15 protein-coding genes are annotated in these 15,863 nt (G+C 64.1%); 10 read left to right on the top strand and 5 right to left on the bottom strand.

Translation table 11 applies throughout. The features are described 5' to 3' along the window. Nucleotides 1-29: 29 nt before the first annotated feature. The gene (locus AB0M30_RS04095) at nucleotides 30-878 is read left to right on the top strand and encodes a site-specific integrase (RefSeq protein ID WP_364579506.1); all 849 of its coding nucleotides are present in this window, start codon (nucleotides 30-32) and stop codon (nucleotides 876-878) included. Nucleotides 879-1,188: 310 nt separating this feature from the next. Here AB0M30_RS04095 and AB0M30_RS04090 read toward each other — a convergent pair whose 3' ends face one another. Both AB0M30_RS04090 and AB0M30_RS04085 read right to left on the bottom strand, forming a co-directional pair. After that, on the bottom strand, nucleotides 1,189-5,676 hold the full coding sequence (locus AB0M30_RS04090; RefSeq protein WP_364579503.1) for a tetratricopeptide repeat protein: 4,488 nt from the start codon (nucleotides 5,674-5,676) through the stop codon (nucleotides 1,189-1,191). A gap of 44 nt (nucleotides 5,677-5,720) precedes the next feature. Then, nucleotides 5,721-6,056, bottom strand: a complete 336-nt coding sequence (locus tag AB0M30_RS04085) for a CU044_2847 family protein (protein ID WP_364579500.1) — start codon at nucleotides 6,054-6,056, stop codon at nucleotides 5,721-5,723. 824 nt (nucleotides 6,057-6,880) lie between these two features. Between AB0M30_RS04085 and AB0M30_RS04080 the strand changes: the two genes are divergently transcribed. From AB0M30_RS04080 to AB0M30_RS04065, 4 genes are all read left to right on the top strand, one after another. Continuing rightward, nucleotides 6,881-7,429, top strand: coding sequence for a hypothetical protein (locus tag AB0M30_RS04080; protein WP_364579498.1), 549 nt, complete (start codon nucleotides 6,881-6,883; stop codon nucleotides 7,427-7,429). A gap of 13 nt (nucleotides 7,430-7,442) precedes the next feature. Beyond that, nucleotides 7,443-8,207: a hypothetical protein gene (locus tag AB0M30_RS04075; RefSeq protein WP_364579495.1), complete on the top strand. Its 765-nt coding sequence runs from the start codon at nucleotides 7,443-7,445 to the stop codon at nucleotides 8,205-8,207. Nucleotides 8,208-8,274: 67 nt separating this feature from the next. After that, nucleotides 8,275-8,784 (top strand): nucleoside-diphosphate kinase, encoded by a 510-nt coding sequence (locus AB0M30_RS04070; RefSeq protein WP_364579492.1) that lies wholly within the window; start codon nucleotides 8,275-8,277, stop codon nucleotides 8,782-8,784. A gap of 11 nt (nucleotides 8,785-8,795) precedes the next feature. Further along, entirely contained in the window at nucleotides 8,796-9,116 is a 321-nt protein-coding gene (locus AB0M30_RS04065) for a hypothetical protein (protein WP_364579489.1), read from the top strand. 810 nt (nucleotides 9,117-9,926) lie between these two features. On the opposite strand, the gene AB0M30_RS04060 is transcribed toward AB0M30_RS04065, so the two are convergent. The 3 genes from AB0M30_RS04060 to AB0M30_RS04050 form a co-directional block, all read right to left on the bottom strand. After that, nucleotides 9,927-10,343, bottom strand: a complete 417-nt coding sequence (locus tag AB0M30_RS04060; protein WP_364579486.1) for an NUDIX hydrolase — start codon at nucleotides 10,341-10,343, stop codon at nucleotides 9,927-9,929. Then, nucleotides 10,340-11,005, bottom strand: coding sequence for an NUDIX domain-containing protein (locus AB0M30_RS04055; RefSeq protein ID WP_364579483.1), 666 nt, complete (start codon nucleotides 11,003-11,005; stop codon nucleotides 10,340-10,342). Before AB0M30_RS04055 ends, AB0M30_RS04060 begins: the two co-directional genes overlap by 4 nt. Nucleotides 11,006-11,139: 134 nt before the next feature. Then, complete coding sequence (locus tag AB0M30_RS04050; RefSeq protein WP_364579480.1) at nucleotides 11,140-11,565, bottom strand: transcriptional regulator; 426 nt, start codon at nucleotides 11,563-11,565, stop codon at nucleotides 11,140-11,142. A 164-nt stretch (nucleotides 11,566-11,729) separates the two neighbouring features. On the opposite strand from AB0M30_RS04050, the gene AB0M30_RS04045 reads away from it, so the two are divergent. From AB0M30_RS04045 to AB0M30_RS04025, 5 genes are read left to right on the top strand one after another with little or no spacing between them, the layout of a single operon-like run. Beyond that, nucleotides 11,730-12,002, top strand: coding sequence for a helix-turn-helix domain-containing protein (locus tag AB0M30_RS04045; RefSeq protein WP_364579478.1), 273 nt, complete (start codon nucleotides 11,730-11,732; stop codon nucleotides 12,000-12,002). Further along, on the top strand, nucleotides 11,999-12,343 hold the full coding sequence (locus AB0M30_RS04040; protein ID WP_364579476.1) for a WhiB family transcriptional regulator: 345 nt from the start codon (nucleotides 11,999-12,001) through the stop codon (nucleotides 12,341-12,343). The genes AB0M30_RS04045 and AB0M30_RS04040 overlap by 4 nt, the downstream gene beginning before the upstream one ends. Then, nucleotides 12,340-12,669: a hypothetical protein gene (locus AB0M30_RS04035; RefSeq protein WP_364579474.1), complete on the top strand. Its 330-nt coding sequence runs from the start codon at nucleotides 12,340-12,342 to the stop codon at nucleotides 12,667-12,669. Before AB0M30_RS04040 ends, AB0M30_RS04035 begins: the two co-directional genes overlap by 4 nt. Further along, nucleotides 12,666-13,502, top strand: a complete 837-nt coding sequence (locus tag AB0M30_RS04030) for a hypothetical protein (protein ID WP_364579472.1) — start codon at nucleotides 12,666-12,668, stop codon at nucleotides 13,500-13,502. The genes AB0M30_RS04035 and AB0M30_RS04030 overlap by 4 nt, the downstream gene beginning before the upstream one ends. Next, nucleotides 13,499-15,706, top strand: coding sequence for a cell division protein FtsK (locus AB0M30_RS04025; protein WP_364579471.1), 2,208 nt, complete (start codon nucleotides 13,499-13,501; stop codon nucleotides 15,704-15,706). Before AB0M30_RS04030 ends, AB0M30_RS04025 begins: the two co-directional genes overlap by 4 nt. Nucleotides 15,707-15,863: the final 157 nt, after the last annotated feature.

The raw sequence follows: 15,863 nt of genomic DNA, 5'->3' as shown, positions 1-15,863 counted from the left end.
TCGTTCCCGCGATCGACGCCCGACCGCTGGTGAAGCTCGAAGTCGACGACTGGCTGGCGGAGGAAGCCGAAGTGCTGGTGACCTCGACCTTGCGCAACCTCCGCTCGATCCTGCGCCGGGCGATCAACCGCGCTCAGGTACGCAAGCGGGTCCGATACAACGTGGTCCTGCTGTGCGACGAGCTTCCAGCGGGGAAGGGGACTGGGCGTCCGTCGAAGGCGCTCACGCTCGCTCAGGCCGAAGCGGTGCTCGCGGCGGCGGAGTCGTCACCGATGCGCGCCTACATCGTGGTGTCCCTGCTGACCGGCGCGCGAACCGAGGAGATGCGCCCGCTCACCTGGGACTACGTGGACCTGGTGGGCAAGCCGGACGCGACGCCGGCGATCCCGCCGAACGTCAAGGTGTGGCGTTCGGTCCGCGCCAAGGGCGAGACGAAGACGCGGAAGTCCCGGCGCACGCTGGCGCTGCCTGAGCGGGCTGTGAGGGCGCTGGAGGACCACCGGGTGGCCCAGCAGGCGGTGAAGGCCGTCGCGGGCGACGACTGGCGCGAACAGGGCCTGGTCTTCGCGACCAACGTCGGCACCGAGCGGGACGTCAACAACGTCCGGCGGGACTTCCGCCGGGTGATCAAGGCGGCCGGGCTCAAGCCGACGCAGTGGACCCCCCGGGAGCTGCGGCACAGCTTCGTCTCGATCCTCTCGGACGGTGGGATGCCGATCGAGGAGATCTCGCGGTTGGTCGGGCACAGCAGCACGGCCGTGACGGAGCTGGTCTATCGGAAGCAGATCCGGCCGGTGGTCGAGTCGGGCGCTGTCGCGATGGACCGCATCTTCCCTGCGACAGGTGCCTCCGGAGTGTCCGCCGTCCACCAACTGTAAGAATTGACCATCGGTCAGCTTACCAGACCTCACCCGAGCTGGGGGGGGGTGGGGTTTGGCTCTATGTACAACTTAAGGCGGGAGTTACCTTCCGCCTTAACCAACAAACTGACCGCCAGAACGCGCCGCTGTGTCGCCTGCGACCGTTGTGGGACCACCAACAGCAGTGCAGGAGTGGGAACAGGCTATCGCGCTAGCGGTTGGAAAGTTGCCTTCGCGAATGACTGGTCAGCGGCTACGGATGTCGGTGTAGCGGTTCGAGTAGATGGTCGCCCTACTGAAAGTGGTACGTCAGCGAGTTCTTGGGCGGTTAATCTTTGACCCCGTCGCTTTCCAGAACAGTCGTCAGTGCAGTAGCTGCGTCTTCGCCGATAGCTCCTCGCACTGCCTCGGCAAATCGTTGCACTCCCAGCACTTCGCGGAGGGACTGAAGTCGCCGAAGATCAAAAACCTGTTCGCGTAGCTGCAGCTGGAAACGCAAGTAGGCGGCGCGCGCGTGACGCGTGACAGCACCGACATGGTCGTTCATCGCTTCAGCGAGAGTTCCGAGCTGACTGACTGTGCTGGCCATGCCGGCACGGTCGCCGAGCTCCTCATTGATGACGAGGGAGTCGGTGTAGCGACGTTCAGCTTCGGCATAGTCACCCCGGTCCTGGGCGAGAATGCCGAGCTGTCCGTAGCTGAAGGCCATGTTGGCACGGTCGCCGAGCTCCTCCAGGATGGCGAGGGAGTCGGTGTAGCGACGTTCAGCTTCGGCATAGTCACCCCGGACCTGGGCGAGCATGCCGAGCTGGTGGTAGCTGATGGCCATTTTGGCGCGGTCGCCGAGCTCCTCCAGGATGGCGAGGGAGTCGGTGTAGCGACGTTCAGCTTCGGCATAGTCACCCCGGTCCTGGGCGAGCATGCCGAACTGGTGGTAGCTGCTGGCCATGCCGGCGCGGTCGCCGAGCTCCTCATTGATGACGAGGGAGTCGGTGTGGCGGCGTTCGGCTTCGGCATAGTCACCCCGGATCTGGGCGAGAATGCCGAGCTGGTGGTAGCTGATGGCCATGCCGGCGCGGTCGCCGAGCTCCTCCAGGATGGCGAGAGAGTCGGTGTAGCGACGTTCAGCTTCGGCATAGTCACCCCGGGTCTGAGCGAGAATGCCGAGCTGTCCGTAGCTGCTGGCCATGTTGGCGCGGTCGCCGAGCTCCTCCAGGATGGCGAGGGAGCTGGTGTAGCGACGTTCAGCTTCGGCATAGTCACCCCGGGCCTGGGCGAGCATGCCGAGCTGGTGGTAGCTGCTGGCCATGCCGGCGCGGTCGCCGAGCTCCTCATTGATGACGAGGGAGTCGGTGTAGCGGCGTTCGGCTTCGGCATAGTCACCCAGGAGGTAGGCGAGAATGCCGAGCTGGTGGTAACTGCTGGCCATGCCGGCGCGGTCGCCGAGCTCCTCCAGGATGGTGAAGGAGTCGGTGTAGCGACGTTCGGCTTCGGCATAGTCACCCCGAGCCTGGGCGAGCATGCCGAGCACGTGCTGCCAATAGGCTATTTGTCTCGGTGTGCGTGCCAGGACAGCGAGTGTGTGATGAATGAGTGCTAGCTCGTGATCCCAGGCGCCCACGACATGAAGCCGGCGAGCGACGACCTGACTGATCGCTTCTGCATCGTCGAGTTGGTCACCCGCGATGAGGTGGTGGCGCGCCTCCAGCGCGTCGTGCAGGTCCGCGTCGCGGTCTTGAGGCCAGACCTTGATGCGCCAGTTCCAGTATTCCGCAGCCTTGCGGTGTGCTTGCTGCAGCTCGTCGTCGTGGCAGCGGCGTTCGAGAGCGGAGGCGGTCCAGCGATGCACAAACACTGTGCTGGTCTCAGAGTCTGCGGTCAGCAGAGTGGTCGCTGCCAGCTCCGCGACGAGGTCGCCAAGGTCGTATGACGTCGCCCGTGGTGGTGTCGGCATAGCCGCGAGTTCGTCGAGGTCGGGTTGAATCTGGGCCAGCACCTGCGCTGGCGAATTGCCGACGTCGAACTCGGCCAGCGGGATGTGGTGTTGTTCAAGCACAGCTAGGATACGTTGCTGCGAGCCTCGGCGGTCCGGCACATGTGCAGCGTCCTCGTTGACGTCCCCGATCTGGAACAGCAGCGCAGCGAGCTCTACCGGTTCCCGGTAGACGGACGCGCCGAGCAGCAGTTCACGTGCACCGGGGTGCTCCTCGATTGTGTGCACGAGTGCGTCGAGCAGGACCTCATCAGCGATCAGCGTCACCGTCTGCGCCAGCACAGCATCAAGCCTGTCGGCAGTCACCGCAGCCCGAGCCTCGGGATGGGCCTGCAGCGCCTTGCTCAAGCGTGCGGTGACGTCGTGATAACGGGCGTGCCCGTGGTTGAGGAGAGCGTCGAGGTATTCGAGGCTGCGGGGATGCCCACCGACCAGCCGCCACACCCTCTCGAGATCATTATCTTCCAGCTGGTCCAGCGCTGGCAGTGCCCAAATCAGCTTGAACGTCTCGGCCATCGACATTGGCCCGACCAGCGACGACCGCAGATTCCGGTGAGCGTCACCGGGCAACGCGAACTCATAACGGGACGTAACCAGCAACCGGCTCTCGCCCGGATCCATCGCCCAGCGGGCCAGCAGATTTGCGAGCGCGTCGTCGCCGAGCTGCCGGTCAATGAGGTTGTCCTCGAAGTTGTCGAGCACCAGCAGCACCGGGACCTGGCTGAACACGTGTTCGCGTAAGACAGTGAACCGGTCCTGCCACGCCTCGCTGACCTGGTCGGCGTAGCCGACAATGCGCAGCAGCTGTTCGTTGCGGCCCTGTGTCGCCAGATGACGCCGCAACGCACCGGTCACCGCAGCGAGCACGTCATCTACCGACACTTCGCCTGCACACACGGCAATCACCGGAAACTGCAGATGCTGCAGCAGCTCCGCGGCCAAGGTCGTCTTCCCGACACCACCGATTCCGTGCAGCACAACACCGCTGACCGCACGCCCAGCCAAAGCGGCTGGCAAGGCTCTCTGTTCGCGGCGGCGTCCAACGAAGTTGCCGTGACCACGCCACGGCAAGCCGGCCACGGATTTGTTCTCCCGCATCGCCGGTGGCTCGTGTTTTGCCGGGTCGAATACCCGTGTCGAGCCGGAGCCAGCCAGGACAGTGACAACGCTCCACTCATCCAGTGCGGCCAGGGCGCTCTCCCGCGGATGCTGCGAGGCAGCCAGCTGCAGCTGAACGATCCGACGGGCATCAGCGACCGCAGCCACCACGTCCGGGACCGAAGACTGAGCGAGTTCCTGGTACACGCGAGCGAAGAGCGAGGTGGCATACCAGTCGGTCACGGAGGTCTCAGTCCCGATCACGACGCTCGCGCCATGCTCGATCAGGTTCGCCGCCAGCGACGGCGCTCCCTCTTCGCCGGGAACGTCGGTGTAGCAGGCGGCCAAGCAGATCACCGGCGGCATCTTCCCTGGTGGGACCGCCTCCTCCACCAGCTCTTCCGCGGTCATTTTTCGGGCAGTGCCGTCCTCGTTTTCGAGGTAGAGGACACCAGGGCCACCATGGCTGGACAGGTGCAAGACGTGTGCGGGCGCCTCGTCCAGGGCGGCGCGGATCGCCGCGGTCGTCGCGAATGGCACCACCCGCACGTCCGCCTCCCCGGCGCGGGCGCCGCGGACCGCCGCGACCACGTTGCGGAGTTCGCGTTCGTAGTCCAGCACCGCACCGCCGCTGTGCTCCGGGGCGGAGATCGCGACCAGAATCCGCAGCGGCCCCGCAATCATGCGAACCTTCGGTGCTCGCACCTGACGGAACACCGTGACCAGCGGGCACAACGCCAGCGGCCGGGAGGACTCCGGGTCCGGCAGGGCCTCCCAGGGCAAGCCGGGCCATCCCGGCGCGTCCACACCAATGCGCACCGGCACGTGCTCTGCCGTGGCTCGCCGCACCATCCGCGCCAGCGCGTCCGCGACCGGACCGGGCAAGAACGATTCCGCCAGCAACTGCCCAGCCCGCCGCAGCGATACCGCTCCCATCGACTCGGCCCGTTCCGCGTCGGACGTGATCGTGCGGTCTACAGCGCCAGCGCGTGCCCGGGCCCGGCGCACATCGCCCAGCGCCGCAACCAACCCTGGGCTGACCCCGCGATGCGACGCGACGACAGAAGTACCTGGACCGGTCAGCCGGACCTCTGTCTCGGTGACCGACAGGACCAGGTCGACAGCCTCGCCCAGATCCGGCGCGCCGTCGACCGTCACGTCCGCGACGTCGGCGAGCAGCCTCTCGACGTCTTCGGTACGGGCGACCCACACCGAATGCTCCAGCCAGCCATCGGCGGCGTTGTAGCGGGCCGACACGACCCCGACCACCCGGTCGTCGGAGATTCGCCGGACCGGGGCGCCGCTCATGCCCTTCATGACGTCTTTGGCCGACAACCGCCCCAGCGGCACCTGCCGGTCGCGGGTTGTCCCACCCGCCCAGAAGCCGGGTGCGTCCAGGTGCCCGTACTCATGTTCGGGGTCGTCCACCTCAACGACCCCGGTGACCACGACGGGATCGTTGAGCTGCGCCCAGTCAGTCGCGAACCAACCGGCCACCGAGTCGGGCAACGGCTGTGCCACCCGCAGCACGGCTAGATCGTGCAGCGGATCGGTCCGGATGACCTCTGCCGTGGCGGGTTCGGTCGCGCCGTTGAGCGCGTCGACGCTAACGGTGTCATGTTCGGCACCACGGCCGAGATCGTTCAGGACATGCCACGCCGTGACCAGCACACCCGGCGATACCTGGAAACACGTACCAACCGAGGCGCCCTCGTCAGTGAGCACTCGCCCCAGATATGCGCGAATGCGCGAGTCCGGCGACATGGGGGCTACTTCGCAGCGTCGGGCTCGTAGGTCAGCTTCACCTTCAATGTCGCGTCGACCGATCCGCCCGCGACGATCACGTTCCCTTTGGCCGAAAACCCGAGCCCAAACTCGACTTCCAGCTTGGTCGGCCGCGCCGACTCGGCTGCCAGCTTGCCCAGGACCTCAACTGTGGACGCTGCCGCACCGACGATCACCTCGTGCGCTCGGCTGAACGCATCCAGTGCCTTCGCGCCGGCATCACCGAACTTCGACGTTGGTTCCGTTCCCGCCACAGGGACCGTCGCTACTAGTACTTCGACTCCACCGAAGCGCATCGGCACAACCTGACCAGCCACCATGACTCCTCCCTCTGCTACCGCACACAGTCGCTTCTTCCGCTCGCACTGTTACGCACGGTGCTGATCGACGCTAGCCGCCTTGAACAAGAAAGGAACCTCTGAACATGCGAGTTGAGAGCCCGCCTGGGCTTGCAGACCGAGGCCAACCGGTGGCTTCGGGTATGCCGATTCAGGAGATCTCGCGGGTGGTCGAGCACAGCAGCACCGTCGTGACGAACTGGTCCATCGGAGCGCCGTCGCGATGGAGTGGCCTTCCCCGCGATGGGTGAGCCTGCGGAATCTTCGCCATCCCCGGCAAGGCGTCTTAGACATTCACCAGACGAATCAAGCCCCACCCGAGGTGTCTCGGATGGGGGCCTGACCTGCGGAGCCGCCTAGGGGAATCGAACCCCTGACCTATTCATTACGAGTGTCTGTGATTCTCATCACAACACTGTCTACCTGGTACTTCAGTTGTTCGAAGTATGGCTACACGCGCTCGAAGCTGCCCGAGGTGCTCCAGTTCGCGACACAGATGGCTACACGTCGGCCGAGCGAGCTTATGGCTTGTGGCGCGCCGGACCCGTTGCGCCTTCGTCACTCAACGTGACCCCGTGTCGCGCCCGGGCCGTTGACAGGTATGCCGCTTCCGGGCACACCGACGGTTGCGGATACAACGTGCGACAAGCACACGCGTGCATCCGCCGGCCGAGACAGACCTCCTCCGCACGGCAACCGGCCTGGCTGACAAGTCAGCGACAATCACCCAATCGTGCCGCTGCAAACTGTCGCCCGCTTGGTAACCTGTCCGGTTACTTCCGCTGGCAGCTCGAGAGGCAAACCAGGTGACCAACTCGCAGATTGACCCGGAAATCGAGGCAATGTCAGCCTTGACCTCCGCGCTAGCACCACTCGACGACACAGTCCGCAGTCGAGTACTTCGTTGGGCATTCGATCGGTACGACACATCAATCCCGAATACCGCAGGGCTGGACACACCGGCACTCGCGACGCAAGCCTCAGAAGTTCCTCCAGCAAGCGTCTCCAAGCCAACGACGACACCGACAGAAGAACCGAGCGACTCTCGCTTCGAGCATTTCGCCGAGCTTTTCCATGCCGTAGCCCCTAAGACGGAACCCGAAAAAGCGCTCGTCGCAGGATACTGGTTCCAGATTGTACTAGGAAAGCCTTCTTTTGGCGGAGCCGAAGCCAACGCCGAGCTAAAACACCTGGGCCATGCTCTTGGGAATGTGACTAAGTCATTAACCGCCAATCAGACCAGGAAACCTGCCTTAGTCTTGCAGCTCAAGAAGTCTGGCAGCTCAAAGCAGGCAAGGAAAACTTACAAACTAACACATGAAGGCGTGCAATGGATTGTGTCTCGACTCGGCTGAAGGTCGGCGCAAAATGACGGTTTCAGCATCTTCGGCCCTGAGTGTCTTACCTTCCGGACTGCGGGACGACCTACTTGGCGCCTTCAACGAAATAGCTAAGAACTACAGGCAGCGCCATTGGGAGCCCGCAGAGCTTAACGGCGGCAAGCTCTGCGAAGCAGCGTACAGCGTTGTCCGAGGACACATCGACGGCAATTACCCACCTCGCGCAAGCGGCCCCCGCAATATGCTCGACGCTTGCAAGCAGTTAGAGAAGGAAACGAACGCAAGTCGATCGTTCAGAATCCAAATACCTAGAATTATCGTCGCCCTATACGAAATCAGGAATAACCGGGGCGTCGGACACGCAGGCGCAAGCATCGATCCGAACCACATGGATGCAACAGTTGTTCTCTACATGAGCAAATGGCTGCTCTCCGAAATTATTAGAGAGTTGCACTCACTGTCGACAGATGAGGCCGCGGCGGTTATTGAGTCTCTAACGCAGCGCGAAACGGAACTACTGTGGATAGATGGCGACAAGCGCAGGGTCTTAGCTCAAGGGTTGACCTGGAGGCAGCGCGCCCTCCTTCTACTTTTATCCAAGCCCGATACCGTGTCCGAAAATGAGCTTTTGGCGTGGCTTGAGCATCCACAAAAGGCTCGACTACGTCGAGATATTTTGCGGCCAGCACACAAGGAGCGCCTTATCGAATTTGACGAGACGTCAGGAACGGTAACGCTACTTCCTCCAGGAATCGCCGAAGCAGAAGCAATTCTATTGAAGACGACCTTGTAGTTTTCTCTTAGTCTGCCAATTACAAGAACACGACGATCGACTTCGTTCCTATGACGAAAGGGATAACATGACCGACTCCTCTGACCTCGGCGTCGAGCGAACGCTCGTCCTGCTCAAGCCGGACACGCTCGCGCGAGGACTTGCCGGCCGTGTCCTTCTACGCTTCGAAGACGCTGCTTTGAAAATCGTTGGCGTCAAAATGAAGCACATGGACGCCGACTTCACTCGAAAGCACTACTTCGACCTTGAAGAGCGCGCCGGAGCTAGCGTCTACAACACGACTGCCGCTTTCATGCAGTCTGGGCCAGTCATCGCGCTTGCGCTCGAAGGAGTCGACGCGGTGGCCAAGGTGCGGAAGATCATCGGCGGCACGTTCCCGAGCGACGCCGCTCCCGGCACCGTGCGAGGCGACTACGCCCACCAGACGAAGTCATCATCCGAAGCGAGTGGCAAAGCCGTTATGAACCTCGTGCATGCGTCCGGCAACTCGGAAGAAGCCAAATATGAAGTTGAACTTTGGTTCGCCGAAGCAGAGCAGTTCGAATACGAGACAATGGCCGAAAAATTCGCATACTAACAGGTGCCATCATGGCCCACGAGACTGAGAACCGCGTGTCGCTTAGCGACCTTCATGCAGCGTTTGATGCCGAATTCATTTGCAACAAGCGGGCAGCAGCTGAAACCGCGTACGCGTTGGCGTTCCGCTACCGCGACAATGATATTGATGGCAAGCGTCGTTTCGACGCAGCCAGCGAGTGGGCAAAGCGGGCGATTGCCCTACTGGACGAACTACCGTCAGACTCAGTTGGGGATGTTGCAAGTGAACGTATTTCTGTTGGCGGCATACCGATCCCAGCCTTACTACATGCTGACGTAGTAAGCGAACGCTTGTGCGACGTATTGCATTAGGGGAGCTAAACGGCCCGCGGCCACAGATAGTAGTTCAGGCCGTTTGCAAGTCCGAATCTTTTGCCTAGCTCACCTACCATTGACACGAGACCGAATTTTTGCGAAAAAATTGCGTAGTGGACTGGGCGTGAAGTTGTGCCCCCAGCCTTTTGGATAGAAATCACGCCTACGAGTAAGAACCCCAACGGGATGCGCCGCGCCTTGCCGGGGACTTAGCCGCCATCGACGACCTGCGTTGTCGATGGCGAGCACCCATAGTGTATGGCATTTTACGCCCCCGAAGACAGTGAGCTGTTTTGCGTCCTCGGGAGCCATATTAACCACGCTCAATACGTTGGGGAGCTCTAAGGTTTCGCCTGGCGGCACCACAAAGTCACCATTGAAGCATTTGGCAGAGTCTAGACCAGGCCCATGCATCCAAATACCCGGGCCCACGAACTCCTCGTCTTCTTTCGGAGGGGTCCACTGCGCCCGGTCCGCAACACTCCAGACAGTGCCTACTTCATACGCCAACTGCGCGACTTCAATAGGAGTCTCACTGGCATTTCTGACATGGGCTACCACGCGAATGTTGTCGACAGGGTCGGTACGCCATGGCTCGACGGGACGGTATTCCGTGACAAACCAAACTCCCAACTTATCCACGTGCCGCCTTTCGGAATTATTCCTGTCGCGCAGGAATATACGAAAGGCCAAAAGTAGCGACACTGCGCCAGCCCATGACGGGACATTTCCCCAGTCCCAGCGCGACAGAAAGTCCATCATGGGAGCGCTTTATCCTCCGGCCATTATGGGCGTGGTAACACTGAATCAGCTGGACAGGTTTCCATCAAGGAATTCTTGCACCGGACCGTAGAACGGGTAAGGAACGTAATCTGTCAACTGCGTGCCATCTGACCAAGCAAGTTCGGCGAGTTCGTCATCGTCGACAACGGTCGCCGTACCGCCGACAACCTGACACGCGACGTAAATCATCGTACGTCCCGTGTTCGGGTGGACGCGTTCACCAAGCACAGATACGTCTTTGACTTCAAGGCCGGTCTCTTCGCGCGTCTCGCGAACCGCGGCTTCGGTCGCCGACTCACCTTCCTCAATTTCTCCACCGGGGAACTGCCACGAAAGACTACCCTCCTTGACACGACGTCGCACAAGGAGCACGCGACCCTCGTGCACGGTGATAGCGGATGCGATCGACTTCTTTTCGCCGACTGCCGCGGTTTCGGTCATTCCGACTCCTTTAAGGCTTCCAATATGGGCGGAAAGATTCGATCCGCCGGTATGAACTTCGTCAGCTTAGACTTTTCAACCCAAGCCACATTAACATTCTCCAGGACATCCATGTTCTGCGCCTCCCCCGTCAGGTACTCACACAGCATGTACTCCGCCTGGACGTGTGTAATCGGGTGAAGCCGCGCACCGAGCTTTCGCACCACAGCGCAGTGCACCCCCGTTTCACCGAGAGTCTCTTTGATCGCCACACTTTCCGGCGCCTGTCCAGGCTTCACCATCCCCGCCGGGAACTGCCAGGAGACGCCGTCGCCATCGTCACCGCGCCGGCACACGATGAGGACTCGCGACTCATCGGTCACGACGGCGATCGCGACCGTCAGAGCCTGGACCGACTCACGGCTGACGCCAGGAGTCCCGTGCCCGTCATCCAGCTCGACCAGGTGTTTAAACCGCGCCTTGGCCGACACTGACGCACGCTCGAAGGCCGTGTCTAACAGCTCCTGCATCTCCTGTCTCGGCGTGACGTCCGGCTTAGCGTGCCACGCGGCGACCGTTCTCACCGCGATGTCCAGGTGCTTCGCGAAGGCCTCATTGCTCATCCGTAGAGCAGCCTGCAGAGCGGCCGCGGTCCGCCCGGTCCACTCGCTTACGAAGTCCACGCGCACCTCCGGAGGCCGGAAAGTGCACTGCTTCTGCACTGGCTATGCACCGGAACAGCACTGGTCATGCATCGTTTGATACGACGGTTCGGCGTTGACTGAGATGCATGAAAACAAGCCATCCGAACCCCCAGTCAGCGACGCGGTTCCCGCCCGTTCGAGATGCGGTCGAGCACCGTTTCGACGCTAATGCTTATCTCGTCGAGGCGTTCGTTCACCGCACTCATTTCACGGAGCCGAGCAGTGATTTCCCGCAGTTGATGCTCGATGACTGCAAGGCGACCAGGAATATCGTCGTCACCGCGCGGCGCCGGCTCCCCTATCTCCGGTGGCCGACGGCCTGCAAGCACCGCGGCCAGGTGGCCAGCGTGCAGGTCAAGCGCGAGGGACAGCGCCTCAAGCGTGCGGTCGCTCCGACGCCGCTGCGCCGTGTTGTGCTGGATTTCGCGGACGGTCGCTTTGGAGACCTGCGAGCGCGCAATGAGCTCGCGCTGGCTGAGATCGAGCTCGGCCATGCGCTGATTGATCGCTCTTGCGACTGCCGCCCAGTCTTCCGACACGTATCCCTCCGCGCTCCGCCTCGACGCCGAGACTAGCGCGGCTCGCGATTCCGCGGCCCACTCTCCGCGCCCACGCGGACACATTCGGGCCTCTTTGTGCGTTTTCGGGATTAAATCATCCCATATTCATGGATTAAATAAGTCTTTCGATCAAAGGGTCACTCATGGATACCAACCTGAACGTCGGACCGACGTTCTACACAGTCGGGGAAGTGGCGCGCATTCTGCGCGTCAACCCGGTGACGCTGTACCGCGCCATCCGGGACGACGCCTTCCCCGCAGTCCGCATCCGCACTCGGTACGTCGTTCCCGCCGCCGCCCTGAACGAGCTGATTGCCGAGGTCACGGCGTCGGGCGGCTGCATCGACCTCGCCGAACTGATCGCCAAGCGCCGGATGGAGCGCGAAGCCGACCGGGCGGGAGGTGCGTCGTGGTGAGCCGGGACAACTTCAAAAAGATTGCCGCCTACCTCGATCGGTACGCCGTCGTGCCGGACGACGTGCTCGCCGAGGTGGTGACGCGGGACGGCCTGTGCTTCTGGGCCTTCGACCGCTCAGAGATGCCGGAGTTGTCCGGAGAGGACGAACCGGACCGGGAACTGGCAGCTCGGCTGTGCGCCGGGTGCCCGGTCATGAGCGAGTGTCTGGAACTCGAACTGCGGTCGGCCGGCGCCGACACGGTCGGGGTCTGGGGCGCGCTGCCGGAGTCCGACCGACGGGCCGTCCATCAGGCCTGGCGGGAGCGCCGCGCCGGTCGCGGACGGGGTGAGCAGCGATGACGGTCAACCTCACGCCGACTCAGATCCTCGCCGGGATCGGTGTCCTGCTCGCCTTGTTCGTGGTCTGGCGGTTCGGTACACGCAAGGCGGGCCGCGCCGCCGACGCGGCCCGCGCATCCGCACGGGTCGTCTCGCTGGCAGGACGCGTCCTGTTCACGGGTGCCGCGTTCACGGGCGTTCAGTGGCTGGTGATCACGCACCCCGGCAATCCGACGCTGCTGCTCGTGGTGCTCGGTGTGCCGGACCTGATCGCCGCCCACGTGTTCACCCGGGCTCTGACGGTCACGTCGATGGACACCACCAGGCACGGCGGTGGTCGGCGATGACGGAAAACACGAAAGAACTCCGAGGGTTGGAAGGGGTGGCCGCCTCCGGGCGGCCGCCCGGCCCGACCAGGGCGCAGCGGCTGGCGCTCGACGCTGCGGACGCGGCTGAGGTTCGCCGCTGGCAGGACCACCCTGACGTGATCGCTCTGCGGGTCGAGCGCGTCCGGTCCCAGGTGGACCGGCTGTGCTGGGCCGGGATCGTGCTCGGGCTGGCGTTCACGATGGCCAACGTGCAGTGGTTCGCCTCCGCCGGCTCGGTCGCGTGGTCGCTGCCATGGTTGGCCGCGTGGTTGCTCGACCCCACGGTGTCGCTGGTACTGCTGGCGATCCTGCGGGCCGAGCAGGTCACCGCGCGGTACCAGGTCCACACGGGCCGGTGGGTTCGCGCGGCGAAGTGGCTCGCGCTCGGCGCCACCTACGTCATGAACACGTGGGCGTCGTTTGCAGCCGGTTCGTTGTCCGGGGTTGTGCTGCACTCTGTGCCTCCGCTGATCGTGTTCGCGGCTGCTGAGGCGATCACGGATCTACGGGACAAGCTCACCGAGGCTGTGAACGTGGCGTTCACGAATGCCGTCGACCAGACCGAGCCAGTCAGTGCGCCGGTGGTTCAGGAGCCTGCCGAGCGCAAGCCGCACCGGACGGCAGTCGCGCGACGCAAGTTGTTTGCCGACTACCTCGCCGACGCGCGTGCTGCCTGGTCGGTCGGCGTCGTCGTCACCCCGGCGTGGGTTCGTGAGGTCACCGGCTGCTCGCGCGGCCTGTCACCTCGGCTCGCCGCCGCGCTCGCGGCGGAACTCGACACCACCGAGCCCGGAAGGGAGCACGAGTCATGAACGCCGAGAACGTCTCCGTGAACACAACGGCTGAGTCCGTGAACGGCACGACGCTTGCCGCCCGGGTCGCGTCCTCAGTCGAGCACGTCGGGCCGGTGCTGGACGGCGAGTTGATCGATGACACGTTGCCGCAGCCACGCCGCCGGACCGTCCGGCGCCGGTTCGCGCGGTGGTGGCTGCACTCGCCTCGGGTGCCGCTGTGGCTGAAGAGCAAGCCGCAGGCGGTGCAGGCAGCAAAGGACGCCACGGTGGCGGTGCTGCGGTCGCCGTGGCGCTACTGCGGCGCCGTGGTGCGCGGTCTCGTGGTCGGCGCGCGGTGGTGGCGCCGGTGGATCCGCGTCGCCGACTACCGGACGGCGGCCGAGGAGTCGGAGAAGCTCGCCGACAAGTTCACCGAGATCCGCGAGCTGACGCTGTTCCGGTGGAAGGTCACCGGCGCAGTGGCCGCCGTCGCCGCTGTCGTGGTGGCTGTGGTGGATCTCGTGTACGGCTCCGATCCGCTGTGGATCGCCGGGGCCGTGGTGTCCGTGACGCTTGCGATCCTCGGGCGCCGAAAGGTCGGCAGTCCGGGCCGGAAACCGGCGCTGGCCGGTCCTCGGACGCTGACGTGGACGATGGACCCGCAGGTCCTGGTGGACGCGTTCCGGGACGCGAAGTTGATCGGCAAGGACGAAGCGCTTCGGCTGGTCGAGCGCGCCACGCGGGTCGGCGACGGGTGGGCGATCACGGTCGATCTCCCGGCGACCCGCAAGGCTGCCGACGTCGTGAAGAACCGGGATGCGCTCGCGTCGGCGCTGGCAGTCGATGAGGTGCAGCTCATCGTGGAACGCGTCCGCGGCAACGGTGGCCATGCCGGCCGTGTGTCGATGTGGGTGGCCGATGAAGACCCCTACAGCAAGCCGCCCGTGCGGACGCCGCTGCTCGGGGTGTCCCGGTGGGACGCGTGGCGGCCGGTGCCGTTCGGCCGGGATGCCCGGGACCGGCGAGTCGACCTGCCGCTCGTGTGGACGTCCCTGCTCGTCGGGGCGATCCCCCGGCAGGGCAAGACGTTCTCCGCCCGGCTCGCGGCCGCCGGCCTGATCCTGGACGCGTGGGTCCGGTTGTACGTGGCGGACTTCAAGGCCGGGAAGGACTGGGATGCCGCCGGCCAGGTCGCCCACCGGTTCATGTCCGGCGATGAACCTGACCACGTGCTGACCCTGGTGGACTGGCTGGTCGAGCTGGTCGGCGAGGTTCAGGGCCGGTTCCGGCGGATGCGGGATTTGGATGACCTGACCTGCCCGGAGTCGAAGGTCACGCCGGAGATGTCCCGCGACAGCTCGCTGAACATGCCGATCACCGCAATCTTCATCGATGAGGTGCAGGTGCCCTTAGAGGACCGGACACCCGTCGTGGTCCAGGGGAAGAAGGTGAACACAGGTGACTACGTCGGCGAGCTGCTGACGTGGTTGGCGAAGAAGGGACCTGCGGCCGGAATCGTGCTCGTGCTGGCCACGCAGCGGCCGGACTCGAAGACCATCCCGTCCGGGCTGCGGGCGGTGCTCGGCTCGCGATTCGCGCTGCGGGTGATGGACTGGCGCGACTCCAACATCGTGCTCGGCGAGCAGATGAACACGCGCGGGTTCGACTCCAGTCGGCTCTTGCCGTCTCACAAGGGCGTGGGCATCCTGCGGCCGGATGGCGACACTGCGGCCGGGGCCGACGTCCTCGCGATGACGGTCCGGACCTACTACATGCCGAACGAGGACTGGCAGACCATCTGCCAGCAAGGCCGGGCATTGCGGGAGGAAGCGGGAACGCTCACCGGACATGCGGCCGGGCAGGACACCCAACCCGAACTCGACCACGCGGCTGTGGCACGCGCGATCGGGTCGGGCAGCAACGAACCGGCGACGGCGGCCGCCGAACGGGTCGAGCTGCCCGAGCCGCTTGCTGCCGTCGTCGAGTACCTCGGTGATGACCTCGGCGACGGTGGCCGGGACTTCGTGCCGACTGCCGAACTGGTCGACGCGCTCGACGTCGAGCCGACCGCGTTCGGGCGGCAGATGAGCGACTACGGGTGCCGTTCCGAGCGGTTCCGGGTGCCCGCCGAGGACGGCCGGACGAAGCAGGTGCGCGGCTACGCCACGGCTGACATCCGGGCGGCCGTCGACGCCGTGGCGGCGGGCATGCTCGATCCCGGAGACGAGGAGGACGACCCGTAACCCGTCTCAGTTACCCGTCACGCCGTCTCAAGCGGCGTGACGGGTATAAATCATCTTCGACCAGGGGAAACGTGGTGTGTGACGGCTGAGACGGGTCCTACGAAACCCGTCTCAACCGTCCTGCTGGGCAGCCCAGGCACTCCAACCTGAGACGTCA

Origin of the sequence: Amycolatopsis sp. NPDC051716 (assembly GCF_040681595.1) — a bacterium.
In the GTDB taxonomy this organism is placed as follows: domain Bacteria; phylum Actinomycetota; class Actinomycetes; order Mycobacteriales; family Pseudonocardiaceae; genus Amycolatopsis.
Note: the sequence above shows the minus strand (reverse complement) of the source record. Positions and strands in the feature narration are given on the sequence as shown.

What these genes read in the sequence shown, in the direction of transcription:
- AB0M30_RS04075 (WP_364579495.1), top strand. Translation starts at nt 7,443, where the DNA reads ATGACGGTTTCAGCATCTTCGGCCCTGAGTGTCTTACCTTCCGGACTG.
- AB0M30_RS04060 (WP_364579486.1), bottom strand. Translation starts at nt 10,343, where the DNA reads ATGACCGAAACCGCGGCAGTCGGCGAAAAGAAGTCGATCGCATCCGCT.
- AB0M30_RS04085 (WP_364579500.1), bottom strand. Translation starts at nt 6,056, where the DNA reads ATGGTGGCTGGTCAGGTTGTGCCGATGCGCTTCGGTGGAGTCGAAGTA.
- AB0M30_RS04025 (WP_364579471.1), top strand. Translation starts at nt 13,499, where the DNA reads ATGAACGCCGAGAACGTCTCCGTGAACACAACGGCTGAGTCCGTGAAC.
- AB0M30_RS04030 (WP_364579472.1), top strand. Translation starts at nt 12,666, where the DNA reads ATGACGGAAAACACGAAAGAACTCCGAGGGTTGGAAGGGGTGGCCGCC.
- AB0M30_RS04065 (WP_364579489.1), top strand. Translation starts at nt 8,796, where the DNA reads ATGGCCCACGAGACTGAGAACCGCGTGTCGCTTAGCGACCTTCATGCA.
- AB0M30_RS04035 (WP_364579474.1), top strand. Translation starts at nt 12,340, where the DNA reads ATGACGGTCAACCTCACGCCGACTCAGATCCTCGCCGGGATCGGTGTC.
- AB0M30_RS04045 (WP_364579478.1), top strand. Translation starts at nt 11,730, where the DNA reads ATGGATACCAACCTGAACGTCGGACCGACGTTCTACACAGTCGGGGAA.
- AB0M30_RS04070 (WP_364579492.1), top strand. Translation starts at nt 8,275, where the DNA reads ATGACCGACTCCTCTGACCTCGGCGTCGAGCGAACGCTCGTCCTGCTC.